This window comes from Sutcliffiella deserti (assembly GCF_020037475.1).
Taxonomy (GTDB): Bacteria; Bacillota; Bacilli; order Bacillales; family Bacillaceae_I; genus Sutcliffiella_A; species Sutcliffiella_A deserti.
Genome location: NZ_JAIQDB010000002.1, coordinates 315,428 through 336,134 on the forward strand (window position 1 = coordinate 315,428; position 20,707 = coordinate 336,134).

Below are 20,707 nucleotides of genomic sequence, written 5' to 3' on the forward strand. Positions count from 1 at the left end.
TTCTACATAATATTAGATACCCTCTTCTTCCCTCTCTCTCCAAACAATAAACTTATTTTCCTCGAAATTTATACGTAAATTAAATTTTAGACAAATTACCTATTCCTCCTTGTAATATTTTTGGTAATATTGTAAATGAAGTGAAATATTTGTCATATTATTTTTGAGGAGGAAGAATATTGATTAGAAAGAGTCTTGTTGGTTTGAATTTTTGTTTGGTACTCATGCTTATGGTGACTTTGGAGATAGGTTTTGCAGAAAAGCAGATTGTAGAGTACGAGACTAACCTGACTAGCGCGAAAACGATTACCTTGGTAGATTATGAGTTAAATATAAAAAATGGCGAGACCTCATATGTAGATTTCATACATAGTGGAGAAAAAATAGGAGAATTGGAGTTTGATTTTGCAAGAGTATCCAATATATTCACTTGGCAAATTGGTGAAACTCCCTATGTATTAATTGAAGCGAAGTTAGATGGAACAGGCGGTTTTGCACGTTATTCTGTTTACGAGTTAAATAATAAGGAGCTAGAGCAACTTCTTTTAACCGAGGATTATCCGGCAGGATCCGTGGAAGTGAAGGAGGATTCTTTCGTGATAACCTATTATCAAGAGAATGATTCTTCAAGCTTGGCAAGTTATCAAACACTTAAAGATGTGTATACACAAGAGAATGATGGATCAATAGGTATGAAAGAAAAAGCCAAAGAAGATGTTGTGGTAAAAGAGATCTCGAAAATGGAGCGCATCTCGATTCAGTCTAATGACGACTTGAGAGGGACGAACCCTTCCGTTTCCGAAATGAATGCTTTATTAACTAGCGAAGCAATTAAAGCCGGTGTCCCTCCAGAGTTGGTCAAAGCAATAGCATGGCAGGAAAGTGCATGGAGACAATATAGAACATTCGATGACCCATACGGCCAATGGAAAAAAGGGGATCCGGTTATATCTTTTGATGGCGGAATAGGGTTGATGCAAATCACCGAGCCTAACATGACAGCGGAACGTGCAAGAAGATTAAAGACGGATATTGTCTATAATATTCAAGAAGGCCTCAAAATTTTAAAAGATAAATGGACATATAGCAATTGGGGGAGAATCCCAAGTATTAACGGAAATGACATGCAGGTAATCGAGGATTGGTATTTTGCAGTTATGGCATATAATGGGATATCGAGACGTAATGATCCTCTATATTATCCTGGTAACACTTATCAAGATGTCATTTACAGACACATAGAAAATTTTTCGCAGTTAATTACCACTCCTTTTCCGGAGCAATTGCTAAGAACCGATATCTATTATACTAGTGCTGGCTCACTTCAGTTCAGAAATCCTCATTATCATATAAACGGACCTTACCAAACTTCCAAACACTTATTTAAAAATGGTGAGTTTGTCCGAGCTACAGATTCGGGAGTGCGTTTACGGAACTCTCCGGAAGGAACGGAAATTAGGAAAACACAGGTTGGAGAAGCATTACAGATAGTTGGTCCATACCAGACCGGGAATATCAACTCTAATCACTTTGTGTGGTATCCAGTAAAAGATATGAATTCTAACCAAATCTATTATATTTCATCCAGCTACATTGAAGAAATGAGAATTTCAGGAGACAACCGATATGCTACAGCTGTTAAAGTGTCTCGAGAAGGATGGGATAAGGCGAACGTAGCAGTGATAGCTCGGGGGGATGATTTTCCGGATGCTCTTGCTGGAACTCCGCTAGCCTATCAGCTTAACGCACCCATTTTACTGACAAGAAGTAATGAGTTGGTAGAAGAAACAAAGAAAGAATTGCAAAGATTAGGCGTGAAAAAGATAGTGATGCTCGGTGGTCCGAATGCAATAAATACCGGGGTGGAAACTTCTCTGCGGAACCTAGGCTTAGAAGTGGAGAGAATTGCAGGAACGAACCGTTACGAAACAGCAAAACTTATCGCCAATAAAATGGGAACAAGTTTTTCGACAGTTGTAGTGGCAAATGGAAAGGGCTTTGCTGATGCACTAGCCATAGCTCCTTATGCAGCAAGAAACGGAATCCCTATTTTGCTCTCGGAGAAATCTAACATTCCAGGGCCAACTACTACTCTGCTGGCTAACGCTACTAATACAATAGTGGTTGGTGGGAGAGAAATGCTTGCTGACAATCTATTAAAAGGGATGCCAAAACCGGTGCGAATCTTTGGTGCAAATAGATACGAGACTGCCTATAAGATAGGAACAGAGTTTAATTTTTCTGCAAGTACAGGTCTTGTAGTTAATGGAACCGGCTTCGCTGATGCACTTACAGGTTCGGTATTAGCGGCAAAGCGTAATGCCCCATTATTATTAGTAAAGCCAGATCAGATTCCTGCTGAAACCAGTCGACTCGTGAAGGAAAAAGATTTTGGACTAATCTCAGTGCTTGGTGGAGACGAAGCTATTCGCAATGAAGTTATTAGGAAAATAATAGAATAAGAGAAAAAGGGCTTGTATAATCTAAAAATTATACAAGCCCTTTTTGTTACATAATCTTAATATAAGTTGCGTTTTATGGATGATATACTAAGATTATTGTATTTTATGCAGTAATATGTAGAAAACAGGAGGAAAAGAATGTATATTTTTTCATTTAAAAGATACATAGTTGTTCTAGCCTTTGTGATTGTTACCCTACTTATTTCGATGCCTTCCTCAAAAGAGGCAAGTACGTATAATGTGGATCGAATCAGTGGTGAAAATAGATATAAGACAGCGGTAGAGGTTTCCAAGCAAGGCTGGAGTAATGGAGCTGATACTATTATTATTACCGGAGGAAACCAGTTTCCTGATGCACTAACAGGAACGCCATTAGCATTTTCTTTGAATGCGCCAATATTATTAACTAATAGAAACTATTTGCCAAGTGAAACGAAAAATGAGATTACAAGATTAAAGCCTAAAAAGGTTATTATCCTAGGCGGTGATCATGCGGTATCCTCTAATGTAGCAAATGAACTACTTTCAATGGGGTTAGAACTTGAAAGAATCTATGGCGGTGACCGCTATGAAACAGCTGCAAAAATTGCCGAACGAATTCCTAATAAAGGTACTGCTGTTGTTGTTTATGGGAAAAACTTCCCCGATAGCCTTTCAGTTGCTGCGCATGCTGCTAAAAACGGATATCCAATTTTATTGACAGATACCAATACATTGCCAAGTAAAACAAAAGAATCGCTCTCGAACTACAGAAGAACCATAGTGGTTGGAGGAGAAGCGGTCGTATCAAAACAGGTTTATGGTCAGCTTCCTGCACCTGCACGCTATTCGGGTGCAGATCGGTATCAAACTCTATCAAATGTAGTAAAAGGATTAAATGTTAAATTTAATCAAAAAGTATATATAGCAACCGGCGAAAATTTTGCCGATGCATTAACAGGTTCGGTGTTAGCTGCAAAAGAGAATACTTCCTTAGTACTTGTCGGTAAAGATCAAGTTCCGGGACCTATCCAAAATATCCTGAAATCACTCAGTACTTCCAATGCGACTATCATCGGTGGAGCTAATGCAGTATCCTCGGCGGTTGAAAGTCATCTGAAATTTGGTGAACCGGTAATAGATGGCCAGGTTTTTGATGTTAACTCTATTATTTCAACTGCACGCCAATACATGGGGGTTCCTTATCTATGGGGCGGAATCACTCCATCAGGATTTGACTGCAGCGGATACTTAGGCTATGTATTTAACAAACACGGTATATCATTACCAAGAACCGTAGCAGAGATGTGGGAAAAAGGAACATCTGTCTCCCAACCTGAAGTTGGCGATATTGTATTTTTTACTACTTATAAAGCAGGCCCTTCTCATGCTGGAATATACATTGGCAACAATGAATTTATCCATGCAAGCTCTACTTCCGGAGTAACAATTCATAGTATGTCCAATAGTTACTTTTACCCCCGTTACCTGGGAGCTAAACGTCTACATTAAAAAAACCGCCATCGAGTTACCGATGGCGGTTTTTTTAGATAGAATTGTATTACAAAAATTACTGTATGATGACTACGGTAGAAAGTGTAAATCATTCTCCATAGTAAAGTGGAGCTAAACTTATCTATTTGAGAACGAGGTTTATGTTATCTAAGGCAATTAACAGAATGGTAATGAGTAGCAAATCTAATAATATTAAATTGTAATAATAGTAAGAATAGTGTAAAAAAAACAACATAATTGTTTGACTATTTAGTGAATTAGTACTACACTAAAAATGTTAATGAAATCACATCGGGGGGGATTTGGTAGAGAAGTAGTTTAGTTTTTCCTTCTAATTACATAATATTACATAGCTTCATAGAATATTAGAAATGGAAAAGCGCAAATTTTTCGGGCATTTATTTTGATAGGGGGAGAAAAATTGAACGTGAAAAAAATACTAGCATTGTTAATGGTCTTTTTAATGGTATTTTCCAATGCGGCATTAGCTGCTACACCGTTACAAGCACCAGACAGAACAAAACCAGTAAATACTAATACGGGTGAAAAGGCATTTACTCATGAAGAAGCAGAAAAGCAATATGCTTTAGATGAAAAAGTTCGTGTTATTGTTGAAGTTGAAGGTGCGCCTGCAATTTCATATGCAACTAAGCAAGGTGTAAAATACTCAGAGCTTTCCGATTCTAAAAAGACTGAGTTGCAAAATAAAGCATTAACTGAACAAAAAGAGGTAAAAAGCCAATTAAATTCTAAAAGAATGAATGTAGAATTTAAGGAAAGTTTCACAACAGCATTCAATGGATTCAGTGGTATTGTTGAATACGGCAGAATTGCTGAAATTGAAAAGCTTTCAGGTGTTTCAAGAGTAACAATTGCTCATGAATACGAGCGTCCTGAAACAGAACCTAATATGAAATACAGCAAAGAGCTTGTAGAAGCTCAAAAAGCTTGGGATGACTACGGATATAATGGTGAAGGAATGATCGTTGGTATCATTGATACTGGTATTGACCCTCATCATAGAGATATGGTTTTAACAAATGATTCAGAAGCAGCTTTGTCTCAGACAGACGTGGAAACTTTTGTCTCTGATAACGACCTTCCAGGTCAATACCATACACCAAAAGTACCGTATGGTTACAACTATATGGATAAAAACCAGGAAATTCTTGACCTTGGACCTGGTGCTTCCCACCATGGTATGCACGTAGGTGGAACAGTTGGTGCCAATGGTGATGAAGATAACGGCGGGATTAAAGGGGTAGCTCCTGAGGCTCAATTGCTTGCTCTTAAAGTATTCGGTAATGACCCGAACATGGGCTCCACTTGGGGTGATATCTATGTGAAAGCGATTGACGATGCAATTATCTTAGGTGCAGATGTACTTAACATGAGTTTAGGTTCAACAGCATCGTTTGTTAACGCTGATGATCCTGAACAAAAGGCGATTGCAAGAGCAGTAGAAAATGGAGTGGTAATGGCAGTTTCTGCTGGGAACTCTGCTCATCTTGGAAATGGATTTGCTAATGCTAACCCATTTGCAACAAACCCTGATGTAGGTGTAGTAGGTGCACCTGGATTATCTTATGATTCATTACAAGTTGCTTCTCTTGACAATAGCTTCATGGATTTAGATGCAGCAACTTATGAGATTGGTGAAGAATCTGGTAAAGTACCTTTCCTATCTGCAAGCAGTGTGCATCCTACTGATTTGGAAACCTCTACATTTGACCTAGTGCATGTAGGTGGATCAGGTATCGGTGTGGCGGCAGATTGGACAGACAAAGACTATACTGGTAAATTTGCTTTAGTAAAACGTGGAAATAGCTTTTTAGACACAGCCTATAACGCCCAAAATGCTGGCGCAGCTGGTGTTATTGTGTATAACCACTCTGAAGGATATGTAAACATGGCTTCAGAACCTGGAATTACAATTCCACAGCTATTTATGCTAAAAACGGATGGCGAATATCTAGCAGCACAGTTAGCTGCCGGAGAAGAAGTAACCTTAAGTTTTAATGGAGATGTTACAACAGCTCCAAACCCAACAGCTGGAAAAATGTCAGCATTTACTTCATGGGGTGTGACACCTAACTTGGATTTCAAACCTGAAATCACAGCTCCAGGTGGAAATATCTACTCTACTCTTCAAGATAATGCTTATGGAGTAATGAGTGGTACATCTATGGCGGCTCCTCACGTGGCCGGTGGATCTGCTATCGTTCTTCAACGTGTAGATGAAGAGTTTGGTCTAGAAGGAAAAGCACGAGTTGAATTAGCAAAAAATATTCTTATGAATACAGCAAAAGCAGTACAGGATAAAGGAACAATCCAAAACATGTTTGGATTTGAAAATCCTTACTCTCCACGACGTCAAGGTGCAGGTCTAATGCAGATCCATGCAGCACTAGGAACGCCTGTAGTTGTGACAGAAAAAAATACTGGTGAAGCAAAAGTTTCTCTTAAAGAAGTTGGAGAAAACATCAGCTTTACTTTAGAAGCTTCAAACTATAGTGATGAGACTATCACTTATGATGTAGCAGCAAATGTTCAAACAGATCTTTCTCTATTTGGTGAGTTAGGTTATGCAGCGAGCGAATTGGAAGCGCAAGAACTAGTTGGCGCTGAAGTTACATTCAATGGTGGCGATACTTCTGTAGAAATTCCTGCAAATGGTACCGTTACAATTAATGTAGATATTGATTTAGCAAATGCAAAGGTTTTAACTCAAAATGCTGGTGGTACTACTGCACCGGAAACAATTTTCCCGAATGGTTATTTTGTTGAAGGTTTCGTTACACTAACGAACGAAGCACAACCAGAATTGTCTGTTCCTTATGTAGGCTTTAAAGGTGACTGGAACGCTGCACCTGTTCTAGACGAGTTGACATATGATGACCATAACTCCTTCTATGGACAAGCAGCGATGCTTTACACGAATGATGGCGGTTATTACTATTTAGGACACAACCCTTTAACAAATAAAAGAGAACTTGATAGAATTGCGATATCGCCAAATGGTGATGGAGCACAAGATCAAATTATTCCACTTTTGTCTTTCCTAAGAAATGCAAAAGAAGTTAAATACAATGTTCTAGATGAAAATAAAGAGAAATTACGCACAATAAGATCAGAACAGAATGTTAGAAAACACTATTACGATGGAGCAAGAGCTGCAAACTATACTATTAAATCAGCATTCGCTTGGGATGGAAAAGTGAATAAACAAGTAGTTGCTGATGGAAAGTATTATTATGAGATTGAATCTACTATCGACTACCCTGGTAAAGAAGCTCAAAAACTTCATGTGCCTGTGATTGTAGATACAAAAGCACCAACATTAGATGCATCTGTTAGTGGAAAAACAGTAACAATGAGTGCAGCCGATGAAGAGAATGGTTCAGGCCTATCCTACATCGAATTATTTGTAAATGGTGAGTCAGTTGGTATCGTAGCTGGAGATACAAAGGAATATGTATTTGATGATAAAGCTACAACTGGCAATGTAACTGTAGTAGCAGTGGATAATGCAGGTAACGCAACAGAAGTAGAAGCTGGAGTTAACGATGATACTATTCCGATGATCACAGTAAATACTCCTGCAACTTTCTCCATTCACAATACTAGCGAAATCACAGTGGCTGGTACTGTTACAGATCAAACGGAAATTAAAGAGTTTACTGTAAATGGACAAGCAACAGAGCTAGTTTGGGATGAAGAGAATTCTGTTTATACATTCGAGACAGTTGTTACTCTCGAAGATGGAGCTAATCCAATTGAAGTCGTAGCAGTAGATGCTGCTGGTAATGTACATTCATTAACAAATAGCCGTTTGATCTTCGTTGATACAACTGCTCCAGTATTATCAGTAGATGTACCAACAAGAGTTAATAGCGAAACGGATACAGTGGAACTTACTGCGGTTCTTTCTGATAACGCTGAAGAACTTAGATATTTCGTTAATGGAAGTGAAGAGTACTTTAATGAATTACCAGGATATGACATGGTACCATTCAGCACAGAAGTTACAACTGAGCTTTCTTTAGAGCCAGGTATGAACGTGTTTGAATTAGAACTTGTCGATCTAGCTGGTAACACAACTACTGAAGAGGTTTCCATCTACCGTGGAAATGGTGATGTTGACCGCCTTCAAGGTGAAAATCGTTATGAAACATCAGTAGCAATCAGCCAAGCTGGTTTCGAATCTTCTGATGTTGTCGTTCTAGCACGTGGAGATAATTTCGCAGATGCATTAGCTGGTGTTCCTTTGGCTGCTAAGCATGATGCACCTGTATTATTAACTCGTACGAACAAATTGGATGATGTTACAAAAGAAGAGATTGCTAGACTTGGGGCTACAACTGTTTATATCCTAGGTGGAGAAGAAGCAATCGGTTCTGATGTAGAAGATCATATTCTATCAATCAATAGTGATATGGAGATTGTTCGATTTGCTGGTGAAAGCCGTTATGAAACAGCAGCCAAGATTGCAAATGAAGTGGCTCCAGAAGGTTCTGATGCTGTTGTAGTAGTAAACGGAAAGAACTTCCCTGATGCCCTTTCAGTAGCTTCTTATGCTGGAACTTACGGATTACCTATCTTATTAACAGAAACTGATAAACTTCCAGCACACACTAGTGCGGCAATTGCTGAACTAGGTGCGACTGATTCTCTAGTAATCGGTGGAAAGTATGCAATTTCTGAAACTGTATTCGGTAAGTTACCTAATGCAGAACGTATTGCGGGCGAAAATCGTTATGAAACAAGCGTTGCTGTGGCGGAATTCTTTGGTCCAACTGACCTTGGAATGTTCGTAGCAACTGGCAAACAGTTTGCTGATGCACTTTCCGGTGCTGCTTTAGCTGCTTCACTTGATAGTGGGATCCTACTTGTTGGAACAGACATTGACGCTTCTGTTGAAAACTATTTAGTTGACAACAATGTTGCTAATGTAACAGTTCTTGGTGGATCATATGCTGTAAGTGATTCCGTTTTCACTAAACTGCAAGCTTTAATTAAATAATAGTCAAAGAGAAGAAGGGTGACTCTGTCACTCTTCTTTTTTTTAGGCTCTCTAAAAACTGCAAGGGAGCAACCCTTTGCAGTCTTTTAGTTTTTATCTGATCTTGGTAATATTTACTATGCTAAAAAGACCCCCAAAGCTATTTAGGGCAATGGTATAATATAACAAGATTCGATATTTTTTTCATTTTAGGGGGTAAATTGTTAGAGTGAGCTATTTTAAAGTTTCAATGTTGCTACTAATCTTATTTTTCACGGTTCCATTAGTCTCATTTGCAGAAAAAGTTTTGGTTATTGATCCAGGTCACGGTGGGAAATTCTCAGGAACTTGTGGTTATTCAGGTAATCAAACAGGATATTGTGAAAAAAGCGCAAATTTGGATGTTGCCTTAAAGTTAAGGGAACTATTGAAAAATACCGATATTACAGTCAAAATGACGCGTGATAATGATAAAGCATTTGCATCTTCTTCAGCGGATGATTTAAAAGAGAGAATGAAAGTAGCAAATAGCTTTGCTAACGGGAATAATGATAATGCTTTATTCTTATCGATTCATCATAATGCTCATCCAACAAATACTTTTGTAAAAGGTTTTGAAACGTACTATTATGATGGAATTAATTTTTACGAAAAAGAGTATCCACCAGATCCGATGCAATTATTACTAGTAAATGAAAGCAGGAAATTTGCAAATCTAGTACATAATGAAACTTTGAAAAGAGTGGACATGGTTGATAGAAAAGTCCGGAACAATCAAAGCTTCTTTGTAATACGAAATGCACAAATGCCAGCGGTTCTCGTAGAACTAGGATTTATGTCAAATAGAGATGAAGAAAAGATGATTAAATCTTCCTCATTCCAACAAAAAGCTGCTGAGGGTTTAGCGGCTGCAGCAATAAACTATTTTAAAGTATTTGAAGTTTTCGATAAAGATAATATAAAACTTGCAACCTTTGATACTAGAGCTGACGCGTTAAATTTTGCTAAAGCACAAACTAGGTTTGTAAAAGTTTTCGATAAAGATAAACAGAACTTTATTTATTCTAGCGAAAAGTTCCAAGTGCTTGATAAAAACAGTAATTTAATTAAAGAGTTTTATACTCAAAAAGAAGCAATAGTTTTTGGCGAAAAAACGAAAAATACCAGAGTTGTTCAAGATAAAACAGGATTTATTGTATGGTCTGACTACATTACCGTTAAATATGAAGTCTACGAACAAGATAAATTGGTAGGAAAGTTTGTAGATTATGAATATGCTTTGAGTGTTGCTTCTTCCTATGCAAAAGCTAAAATCACCTCGATAGGAAAAAGTGAATTAATATGGACTAACATTAGTGGACTAAGCATTGGGCGTGCTATTAATGAAGAAAGAGTATCTGGTATAAACAGATATGAGACAGCGATCGAAATTTCCAAAGAGATATACCCTGAAGGATTTAAAGAAGATAAGGTAGACAAAGTGGTTATCTTAGCTACAGGGGATAAATTTGCAGATGCCTTATCTGCAGGTCCACTAGCTTCAAAATACGGGAATGCTCCAATTCTTCTTACTCGTACAGAAAAACTGGAGGATAGCGTAATAGCAGAAATTAATCGTTTAGGAGCCCAAAAGGTAATTCTTATTGGTGGTGAGTATGCGATTCCAACCCAGGCGGAACAAGTCTTATTGGATAAAGGTCTTGAGGTACAGAGAATATTCGGTGAAAGCAGATATGAGACTAATATTGCTATATTAGAAGCGATCGGCGACCTGAATGGTATATTTATCGCATCTGGCCAAGGTTTTGCTGATGCATTAGCTTCCGCGCCGATTGCAGCTAAAAAGGGCTGGGGAATTCTTTTGACTAGAAAAGGCGATTTGGCTCCAGAAGCAATGCCGTTTGTTGCTAACAAAGAGGTAGTTATCGTAGGTGGAACAGATGTTGTATCAAATAATGTTGAGAGTGCGTTAAGCGGTTCTCATGATGTTACTAGATTAGCGGGTGTAGATAGGCTGGAAACGTTGGCTAAGATATTATGGCATTTTGCAGATGATATGGGAGGAGAATCCATCCTTGTTTCAACAGGTAGAAATTTCCCAGATGCACTAGCTGCTGCTCCATTGGCAGTCCATAATGATGGAGCTCCGCTGATATTGGTAGGAAATCACCGGAACCTGAATGTTGAATCTTTCCTTATGGCTTATTCCAACACTTCACGCGTTAATAGTATAGAAATAATTGGTGGAACTGAAGCAGTAAGTGATGGTCATATAACTAGGATCAGTAATAAAATTAAATAAATTGTAGAGACTTGGTAAGAAACTTTCTTATCAAGTCTCTTTTGAAAGGTGATTGAATTGCAGAAATCATATATGTTAATTGTTACATCGATTTATTTGCTTGTGCTCCTTTCTGGATGTACATCTTCTGATCAAAATAACTCAGAGAACGAGGAAGCAGCTACAGAACAGTCCTCGCCTTCTGAAAGTAATCAGGATGAAAAAGTGGCTGACAAGGAAGATGAGCAGAAGGAGACCGAAAGTAAAGCGGACTCTAAAGCAGAGGATGAAACGGAAAAAGAGTCTGAAACTGAATCCACTGAAGAGTCAACGGATTCTGATGAAACCCTTGGTTTAAAAGCTTACCTTCCTGGAGTGGGAGTGGAAAAGAAGTTTACAGACGGAGTAGAAATCTTAGTAACAGAAAAAATAGTTGCTGCGAATAGCGAATATGTGCAATTCGTTACTTATATAGGAGGAAACGCCTCTTTCCAAATCTACAAATGGACAGCAAATGAAATTGTTCTTGTATATGAGGAAGTGTCTGTCGAAGATCCAACGTTGAATATTTTGGATTCTTTTATCCCGATTGAAAATCCGGAAGTCATCCTTAGTACAATTAAAGAGAATCTTACTACCTGGACTATTGTAGAAAGAGATTCGATAGTGGAGGTAGCCTATGGTACCTTTGAAAATGTCTATGTTGTACAGAAAACAACAGATGAAGTAGAAGGTGCAGACACTATTTATACTCGTTACTATGCTCCGGGATATGGATTAGTGAAGGAGATATTTGAGGTTACAGGGGAAGATGGCTATTCAGGAGAAACTGAATTAGCTTCTGTGGAGAATTAAAGAACTATATTATTTAGAAGAAAGGCGTTCTTGATGGACTTCAAGGGCGTTTTTCTTTTTCACGCAGTGTGGCGATTATGTTTTGTTTGGCTACTGTGTCAGAGGTTGTTGCCACAGCAATGCTTTGGTCTTTTTCTGTTGTAAAAGATATGAATGGAAATTCCTTGGCTATATTTCGGGTATTAAGTAACAAAAAATATGGAAAATTGCTTTTCCTCTTTAATATACTTAGCTTATATTTGGGGATGTGTATGTTTGGTTGGAGGGTGACTCTAAAGTCCCATATACCCGTATAGGTATATGGAATATTCAGGTATGGATTTATACCATTTTAGTACTTTTTAAAGGCTTGGTGCTCTATTTATACATATATTTTATAGGTGATTCTTCATTTTTTAAGTATTTTAGCGTTTGGCAGGAAGAAATATAGCTTTAAAAGCTGATTTCCTTTTCTATTTAACCCTTTATTTGCATGCATCTAACAACCTTGTGCTAATCATCTAACAATTTTGAGCGAATCATCTAACACTTTTCCGAAATCATCTAACACAAAAAGAGAATCATCTAGATATTTCCAATAAATACGACATTCTACTCTCTGACAAAAGTGTCTGCATACTCCCTCCTGCATTACTCTCACCGCACTCATTCCTGCCAACCTACTGCTATCAGTTTCAGTTGAAGTGTGTTTTATGTATAATAGAAAAGAATAAATTGATTTGGTATTGGTTTGGAGGAAATTTGATAATGTCTTCGAGACAAGCTTTTGCGTATTTTTTATCCCATGGAGTACCGGCACTAGTGAGCTTTGCCAGTATTGCGGTTTTCACTAGACTATTATCTCCAGAAGCATATGGAATGTATGCTTTAGTTTTTGCTATTGCTGGGATGCTTAATGCTGTGCTTTTCGAATGGCTGAAATTGAGTTTGCTCCGTTATTATATTAAGTACAAAAACGATGTAGGCTTTTTTGAGACTATTAAGCTATCGTTTATTGCATTAATGTTAACATCTTTTATAATTGGTGTAGGTGCCATGTTCTTTTTTAAAGACAACGAGTTCTCGCCACTATTTATATTAATTACTCTGGTATTGTCATGGACACAGTCCTGGAACAGCATTAATCTCAGTCTAATGAGGGCTAGGCTAGATCCGAAATCCTATGGAATGCTGGCGTTCAACAGGACAACACTGGGTCTTGTTTTAGGAACGGCATTAATTTATGCAGGATTTGCGGAAATTGGACTTTTGATTGGTCTGATTTTGGCATTTTGGATCACTCTGCTGCTTCCAACCTTAAAATATTGGAAAATCACTATAAAACCAAATCTTTTCAAAACAGAATACATAAAACAATTTCTGAAATATGGAATGCCACTTACCATGACGTTGTTGATGGGGGTTATCATTCATAACTCAGATAGACTGATTATAAATTATTTAATGGATACAAGTGCTACTGGCATTTATGCAGTAACCTATGATTTATCCGAACAATCCATCTTCACCTTAATGATGATGATTAATCTTGCTGCTTTTCCGCTTGTGTTGAAAGTCATGGAGGAGAAAGGTGAAAAGGCTGCATATGTACAAGTAAGCAAAAACACTGCTATCCTATTTTTTGTTTCCCTGCCTGCTGTGGCAGGGTTTGTAATGATCTCCCCAAATATTGTTCATTTATTGCTAGGAGAATCTTTTCGTTCTGATGCACTGGGCTTGATTCCTTATATAGCGATTGGTGCATTGTTAAAAGGGTTTAAACTTTATAGCGTTGACATAATGTTTCATCTTAAGCAACGAACGGCATTACAAATAGGTCCAGTTGTATTTGCTGGCTTGTTGAATATTTTCTTGAATTTTACTCTTATTCCGATCTATGGAATAGAGGGGGCGGCAATCTCGACAGTAGCTGCTTATGCATCCGCCGTTATCTTGAGCTGGATTCTTGTACATGTTCAAATAAATCCATTGCCATTTCCATGGATAGAATTTCTAAAGGTAATAGCAGCTACCATCATCATGTCTTTGGCACTTTGGCCCTTATCAGAGGAAACTGGCTTTCTCGCCCTATTCCTACAGCTTATTCTTGGAGCAATAGCCTTCGGTTTCTCTGCCTGCTTGTTGAACATACTAGATGTGCGTCAGGGTGTAGGGAAGTTGGCAAGTAAAATCTTAAAAAGATAAGAGGTATCATCATGATAAAAAATATAAACTGTATTTTTACAATAAACAAGGTAGTAATCTAGGCTGATGATGCATATAGCCTTTTTCATACCAGTACTTACAATAGGTGGAGCGGAAAAAGTAATCATTGCTCTGGCAAATGGCTTTGCGGAGAAAGGATATAAAGTTGACCTTGTCTTAGTGAATAAAAAGGGTCCATTGCTTTCAAGCGTATCATCAAAAGTACATATCGTGGATCTTGGTGCAAGCAAGACGTTTTTGAGTATCCGAAAATTGCGACGCTACCTGGACACTGCCAAGCCACAAGTGTTACTATCAGCCTTAGATAATGCAAATATAGTAGCAAGCATGGCTGTAAGGCTTGCCGCTACAAAAACGTGTCATATTATAAGTTTGCATACAAATTTAAAGCTGTCCCATAAAAAAGCAAGAACCTCTATGCATCGGTTATATCCGAGTATCATGAGAAGACTGTTTCCGGCTGCAACAGGATATATTGCGGTTTCAAAGTGTGTAGCAAAAGAATCCGGAGAATTCCTACATATACCTAGTAAGATAATAGATGTTATCTACAACCCTGTTATCCAGGATGAGATAAAAAGTAAAGCAGAGGAACCTATTTCACACCCCTGGTTAGAGGATGATCGTTATTTCACCATGGTGGCTGTCGGCAGGATTTTTGAGGCGAAAGATTACCCAACTCTCCTATATGCTTTTTCAAAGGTGAATGCCTCTATTCCAGAGACCCGCTTAATCATCCTTGGTGATGGGAAACTTGAAATAAAAGAGGAGATGACAAGGATCATCCATCAGGAAAAGCTGGAACATGCGGTGGAGCTTCACGGCTTTGCTCACAACCCTTACGCATTTATAGAAAAATCTTCCCTCTTAGTGTTAAGCTCTAGTTGGGAAGGATTCGGTAATGTACTTGTGGAAGCTTTACACTTAGGAACTCCTGTTATTTCAACAGATTGTAAATGTGGACCTCGCGAAATATTGAAAAACGGGGAACTAGGATCATTGGTTTCGGTTGGGGATAGAGATGGGCTTGCCAAAGCTATTTTAAAGCACATAACCCAAAAGCCGAAAATTGACCAGAAAGCAATAGATTTTCATCTACAACAGATGGAAGTTGGGTATGTTATAGATAGATATGAAGAAATATTCTTAAGATTGGTAGAAGATAGGAAGGGATAGGGTGAAGCATATATGTACAAAGTGTCTGTCATCATCCCTACACACAATAGACCGAATTTATTGTTGCTAGCTTTACAGAGCATTGATAAGCAATATGTGAAGCCAGACGAAGTTATTGTGGTTATCGATGGGGAAAATGAAGAAACAGAGCGTTTTCTAAATGGCTTTCAGTGCACCTACAATCTGACGGTGAAAAAGATTAAGGAAAGTAAAGGTGCATGTTATGCAAGAAACCTTGGAGCAGAAGCAGCTTCGGGTGACCTTCTGATGTTTTTGGATGATGATGATCTTTGGGAGCCTAAAAAAATTAAAAGTCAATTAGAGATTTTCAATCAGCAGCCAGAAGTCGGTTTAGTTTATACAGGAAAACTGGTTGTCTATAATACAAATAGGCAAAAGGTCATTAGAAGAATTCCTGCAAAAGTCTCTGGGGATCTTTTTCCAAAAATACTTGAAGACAATTATATAGGTACCACATCTTCGGTAGCATTAAAGAAGAGTGTCTTTGTAGAAGCTGGTGGCTTTGATAATAATCTGCCTACAATGCAGGACTATGATCTATGGATAAGATGCTGTAAAATATCGAAAGTTGCTCATGATAAGGAATATAATATCAAGTATACCATTTCCAAAAATGCGAGCAGTCAAATAAGTGGCAGAAGTGAAAACCATCACAGAGCATTAAAATACTTATTTAAAAAATATGGAACAATTCTCGACGAGAACGAAAGACATCTTAAAAGAAGATTCAAGTCTTCACGTTTTCTGCATTGCTCCAAGGCAGTTCATCGGACCAGTTACTTTTATTCTCTAAAATACTCGTGGAAAAGTTTTTTTCATTATCCTAATGTCAAAGCGGCAGCTCTTTTTCTGCCACCGTTCTTGTTAAGGTATGTTTCATTTTTTGATAATATTAAGCGAAAGTAAATAAAATAAAAATGCATTGTTTGAATATACACACTCTATTCTTAACGAATTTTATAGCATGTGTGTAGATATCGAAGGGAGAACTATGATTAAGATAACCTATATTGTTTCCACTTTAAAAAGAAGTGGTCCAGTGAATCAATTATTCAATATCATTAAAAATTTGGATGAAACAAAATTTAAAGCTGAGGTTATTACTCTTTCCCCGGAACCGGAAGAAACGTTCATTAATAAATATTTAGCCAATAACATTAAGATCCATCAGCTTAAGTTATCTCGAAATGAGAGCTACAAAGCTGCTTCGAAAATTAAGGAGATCTTAAAGAAAAACAATACGGATATTGTGCAGACTCAAGGTATTAGAGCAGATGTCATTTCTGCCTATTCTCTGAAAAAGTACTTAAGAATTACGACGATTCGAAACTATCCTCATTATGATTACAAAATGACATATGGAAAAGTGCTCGGAACCGTTATGGCCAACGTACAGATGAAAGTATTAAAAGAAATTGATGTGCCTGTTGCCTGCTCAAAAAGTGTAGCGGAATACTTGCTTGGAAAAGGTTTAAAGCTCACTGCTGTCCAAAATGGGGTTAATACAGAAGAGTTCCGTCCAGTGGACAAGACGATGAAAAGTCAGCTTAAAGAGAAACTCGGGTTGCCTTTGGATAAAAGAATCTTCATCTCTGTTGGTCATTTGAGCAGCAGAAAAGACCCTGAGCTAATAATGAATGCTTTTATCGAAAGCAAAATAGCGAAAAATGCTATTCTGCTTTTTGTAGGAGATGGCCCGTTAAGAAGTAATTGTGACAGGTTAGCGGAAGAGCACCAAAATATTAAAGTAATTGGTAGAGTATCAAATGTGGATGATTACCTGCAAGCTTCTGACTGGTTTGTTTCTGCTTCCAAAGCAGAAGGGTTGCCCAATTCAGTATTGGAGGCCATGGCTGTGGGCTTACCGACATGTCTCTCTGATATAAGTCCTCACAAGGAAATTCTTGCATACGACGACCAAGCCGGGTTTCTTTTCGAAACAGGAAATGCGCACAAATTGACGGAGAAATTCAATTTAATAGAAGAAATGAATATAGAGGATGATCAGTACCAAAATGCGGCCCTTGCCATCATTCATAATCATTTAAGTTCAGAGGTTATGTCGAGAAACTATCAAAAGATTTACTTAGAAGAAATGAACAAACGAAAATAAAAGTCTAATTAAGTCCCTTTGTAATAAAACATGGGGACTTTTACTCTATATATTGGGTAAAAAAGATAATGAGTATATTACTTTGCTATCATAATTTGTTATAAAGTCATAAATCTTTATGAAATCCTTAGTACTTGTAATATAATAATCAAGATGAATCTACCTAAATTTTAGAAGGTGCTAATTGTGTTAAAAGGAAAACTAAAAAAAGGTTCTTTTGCTAAAAATGTAGCTGTCCTTATGTCAGGAACTGCTATTTCTCAAGGGTTGCTCGTAGCGGCAGCTCCCATTCTGAGTCGATTATATGATCCTGCATCATTTGGGATATTTACACTCTTTTCTTCTATTGTAATTATATTATCTGTAATCGCTACATGGAGATATGAATTAGCGATCGTGTTGCCTAAAGAAGATGAGGATGCATCCAATGTCCTATTCGTCTCCATGATCTGTGTCGGTTTAACAACCATAGTTAGTATTATACTTGTACTTCTGCTTGGTGATATGTTCTCACAAGCAATGGGTTCACCTGAATTGAAGCCATGGTTATGGTGGCTGCCTGTTAGTATATTTGCATCAGGTGTTTTTCAAAGCTTAAACTATTGGTATACACGAAAACAACATTTCGGAAGAGTAGCGTCCTCCAAGGCTTTAAGATCTGTTGGTACACTGGGAGTTCAAATACCAATGGGATTATTATATGCGACTCCTTTAGGTCTCGTCATCGGATATGTGGTTGGTCATATCGTTTCATTTATAACCCTGCTTGCTCATTTTATGAAACAATACAAGGAACCTGTTAAGCAAAGCATAAGTGTAGAAAATAGTAAAAAGGTTGCTAAAGAATATAAAGATTTCCCTAAATTTAGTGCACCACAAGCATTTATTAATTCTCTATCACAAAATATACCGGCCTTTCTATTAGCATTCTATTTCGGTCCGGAAGTAGTCGGGTTGTATTCTTTATCTCACCGACTCTTGAATATGCCAATTACCTTAATAGGACAGTCCGTGAAACAAGTCTTCCTGCAAAAGGCGTCACATGCTTTCAATCATAATGAAAATGTTTACCGAATATTAATCAAGGCGACTGCTGGCCTGGCTGTAATTGGATTTATTCCATCAATTATCATTGCAATCTGGGGGAAACCATTCTTTGCATTTACCCTTGGGAGTGAATGGTATGAGGCCGGAGGATATGCCCAATGGATGATTTTGTGGTTGTTTGTCGGGTTTGTCAATTCGCCTTCATTCGTTGTCATTCAGGTATACGGCTATCAAAAATATCTGATGTATTATGAAATTTTACTATTTATCGCTAGAACACTAACGATTGTGATTGGCGGTCTATATTATACTGCATTAACAAGCATTGCGTTATATAGTGTCGCAGGAGCGGTTTTCAATCTTGTTCTTATACTTGGAGCGATTTATTTAGTAAGAAATCGCCAACATAACAGAGTTGAAGGAGGAGTTTAATCGATGGGTTGGAGAAATGGCTTATGGAATACAAACTTAAGTGTAACAAGTGATACCCCTACTTTTATTAAAGAATTAGAAGAAATACAATGGAAAAGTTCCAGTGAAGTGAAAGAGATACAAAAGCAAAAACTTATCAAATTAGTGAAGCATTGCTTTGAAAATGTACCATACTATAAAAAACTCCTCGTAGATCACGGAGTTGCAAATGAAAATGGCGACATCTTTATTGAGAATTACAGCAATCTTCCTATTTTAACAAAAGAAGATATAAAAAAGAATTTCGAGAACATGAAGTCGAAGGACCTTGATAAACGAAAATGGTACAAAAATTCGTCCGGCGGTTCCACAGGTCAACCTGTGCAGTTAATTCAAGACACCTATTATAAAGACTATAATCGAGCGAACAAGATGTTATTTGACCGATGGGCAGGCTACGAAGTCGGCGATAAGAAGGCTTTGCTTTGGGGTTCGGAGCGGGATTTATTTCAAGGCAAAGAAACTGTCCAAAGGCGCCTAATCAACTTTGTCAGAAATGAAATCTGGCTGAACTCCTTTAAGATGACATCAGAAGATATGCTCGACTATGTAAAAAAAATTAATGAGTACAAGCCTAGTCTTATTACCTCCTATGTGTCCAGTATATATGAACTGGCACGATTGATTGAAAAAGAAAACCTTGAAGTTCATTCACCAAAGGCTATTATGACATCTGCTGGTAATCTTTATCCCCATATGCGGGAGAAAGTAGAGACGGTATTTAAGACTAAAGTATTCAATCGTTATGGGTCACGAGAAGTAGCAGATGTGGCATGTGATTGTGAAAAGCATGAGGGCCTTCATGTTTCAATGGGGACACACTATGTCGAATTAATTAAAAATGACGGTGACATTGCAGCCCCTGGTGAAACCGGAGAGGTAATTGTCACGTCCCTTTCCAACTTCGCTATGCCGCTCTTACGTTATAAAATCGGGGATTTGGCTGTCTGGTCCGAAAATGAGTGTAGCTGTGGTAGAGGACTGCCGCTCTTTAAGGAAATTACAGGCCGTACAACAGATGTATTTGTTAGAGAAGATGGCGGTATCGTTGATCCGGCTTATTTTATTCATATTGTGGGGGTAGTACTGTTTGATGAATGGATAGAAAGGTTCCAAGTTGTTCAGGAAGAGAAAAGCTTGGTTAAAATCCTTATCGTCCTTAAAGATGAAACAAAAGATCCACTAATTAAATATAAAGCAAACTTAGATCAAATGAAGGAAAAAATCCAACTGGTTATGGGAAAACAATGTCAAGTAGATATTGAATTTACAGAAGACATCCCGCCTTTACCATCAGGGAAATACCGTTATACTATTTCAAAAGTAGAAAGCTATTGATTGGTTGTTGATTCTTGGCTGAAAGGGCATGGATGCTCTACCTAGTGGATGGAGGGTTGTACTATAGACCGCTGTTTCTCTCCATGAAAGGCTTCGCGTCCGCGGGGCGCTTGGGAAGCCTCCTCGGCTAACGCCTGCGGGGTCTTCCCTAAGCGCTACCTCCCGCAGGAGTCTCCGCCTTTCGTTCCGATCCACAGATGGAAACCAAAAGTTCAATGGGTGGTCTTTAAAGGTCTTTTAAA

General features: G+C 38.0%; 11 protein-coding genes. All 11 read left to right on the forward strand.

Going from position 1 to position 20,707, the window contains the following annotated elements; translation table 11 throughout:
• The first annotated feature begins 179 nt into the window (after positions 1-179).
• The 11 genes from K9B36_RS06830 to K9B36_RS06885 all read left to right on the forward strand — a co-directional run bounded on the left by K9B36_RS06830 (position 180) and on the right by K9B36_RS06885 (position 20,465).
• Positions 180-2,462, forward strand: a complete 2,283-nt coding sequence (locus tag K9B36_RS06830) for a cell wall-binding repeat-containing protein (protein WP_223701274.1) — start codon at positions 180-182, stop codon at positions 2,460-2,462.
• A 138-nt stretch (positions 2,463-2,600) separates the two neighbouring features.
• Positions 2,601-3,953 carry a cell wall-binding repeat-containing protein gene (locus K9B36_RS16970; protein ID WP_317889863.1) on the forward strand — a complete coding sequence of 451 codons (1,353 nt, stop codon included), beginning with the start codon at positions 2,601-2,603 and terminating at the stop codon, positions 3,951-3,953.
• A gap of 430 nt (positions 3,954-4,383) precedes the next feature.
• On the forward strand, positions 4,384-8,979 hold the full coding sequence (locus tag K9B36_RS06845) for a cell wall-binding repeat-containing protein (protein WP_223701582.1): 4,596 nt from the start codon (positions 4,384-4,386) through the stop codon (positions 8,977-8,979).
• 208 nt (positions 8,980-9,187) lie between these two features.
• Complete coding sequence (locus K9B36_RS06850) at positions 9,188-11,260, forward strand: cell wall-binding repeat-containing protein (RefSeq protein WP_223701275.1); 2,073 nt, start codon at positions 9,188-9,190, stop codon at positions 11,258-11,260.
• A gap of 57 nt (positions 11,261-11,317) precedes the next feature.
• Positions 11,318-12,094 (forward strand): hypothetical protein, encoded by a 777-nt coding sequence (locus K9B36_RS06855; RefSeq protein ID WP_223701276.1) that lies wholly within the window; start codon positions 11,318-11,320, stop codon positions 12,092-12,094.
• Between the two features lie 747 nt (positions 12,095-12,841).
• Entirely contained in the window at positions 12,842-14,278 is a 1,437-nt protein-coding gene (locus K9B36_RS06860) for an oligosaccharide flippase family protein (RefSeq protein WP_223701277.1), read from the forward strand.
• A 66-nt stretch (positions 14,279-14,344) separates the two neighbouring features.
• The gene (locus K9B36_RS06865) at positions 14,345-15,475 is read left to right on the forward strand and encodes a glycosyltransferase (RefSeq protein WP_223701278.1); all 1,131 of its coding nucleotides are present in this window, start codon (positions 14,345-14,347) and stop codon (positions 15,473-15,475) included.
• A gap of 12 nt (positions 15,476-15,487) precedes the next feature.
• The gene (locus tag K9B36_RS06870; RefSeq protein ID WP_223701279.1) at positions 15,488-16,402 is read left to right on the forward strand and encodes a glycosyltransferase family 2 protein; all 915 of its coding nucleotides are present in this window, start codon (positions 15,488-15,490) and stop codon (positions 16,400-16,402) included.
• 85 nt (positions 16,403-16,487) lie between these two features.
• Positions 16,488-17,609: a glycosyltransferase gene (locus K9B36_RS06875; RefSeq protein WP_223701280.1), complete on the forward strand. Its 1,122-nt coding sequence runs from the start codon at positions 16,488-16,490 to the stop codon at positions 17,607-17,609.
• 186 nt (positions 17,610-17,795) lie between these two features.
• Positions 17,796-19,088 carry a lipopolysaccharide biosynthesis protein gene (locus K9B36_RS06880; RefSeq protein ID WP_223701281.1) on the forward strand — a complete coding sequence of 431 codons (1,293 nt, stop codon included), beginning with the start codon at positions 17,796-17,798 and terminating at the stop codon, positions 19,086-19,088.
• A gap of 3 nt (positions 19,089-19,091) precedes the next feature.
• Positions 19,092-20,465, forward strand: a complete 1,374-nt coding sequence (locus K9B36_RS06885; RefSeq protein WP_223701282.1) for a phenylacetate--CoA ligase family protein — start codon at positions 19,092-19,094, stop codon at positions 20,463-20,465.
• Positions 20,466-20,707: the final 242 nt, after the last annotated feature.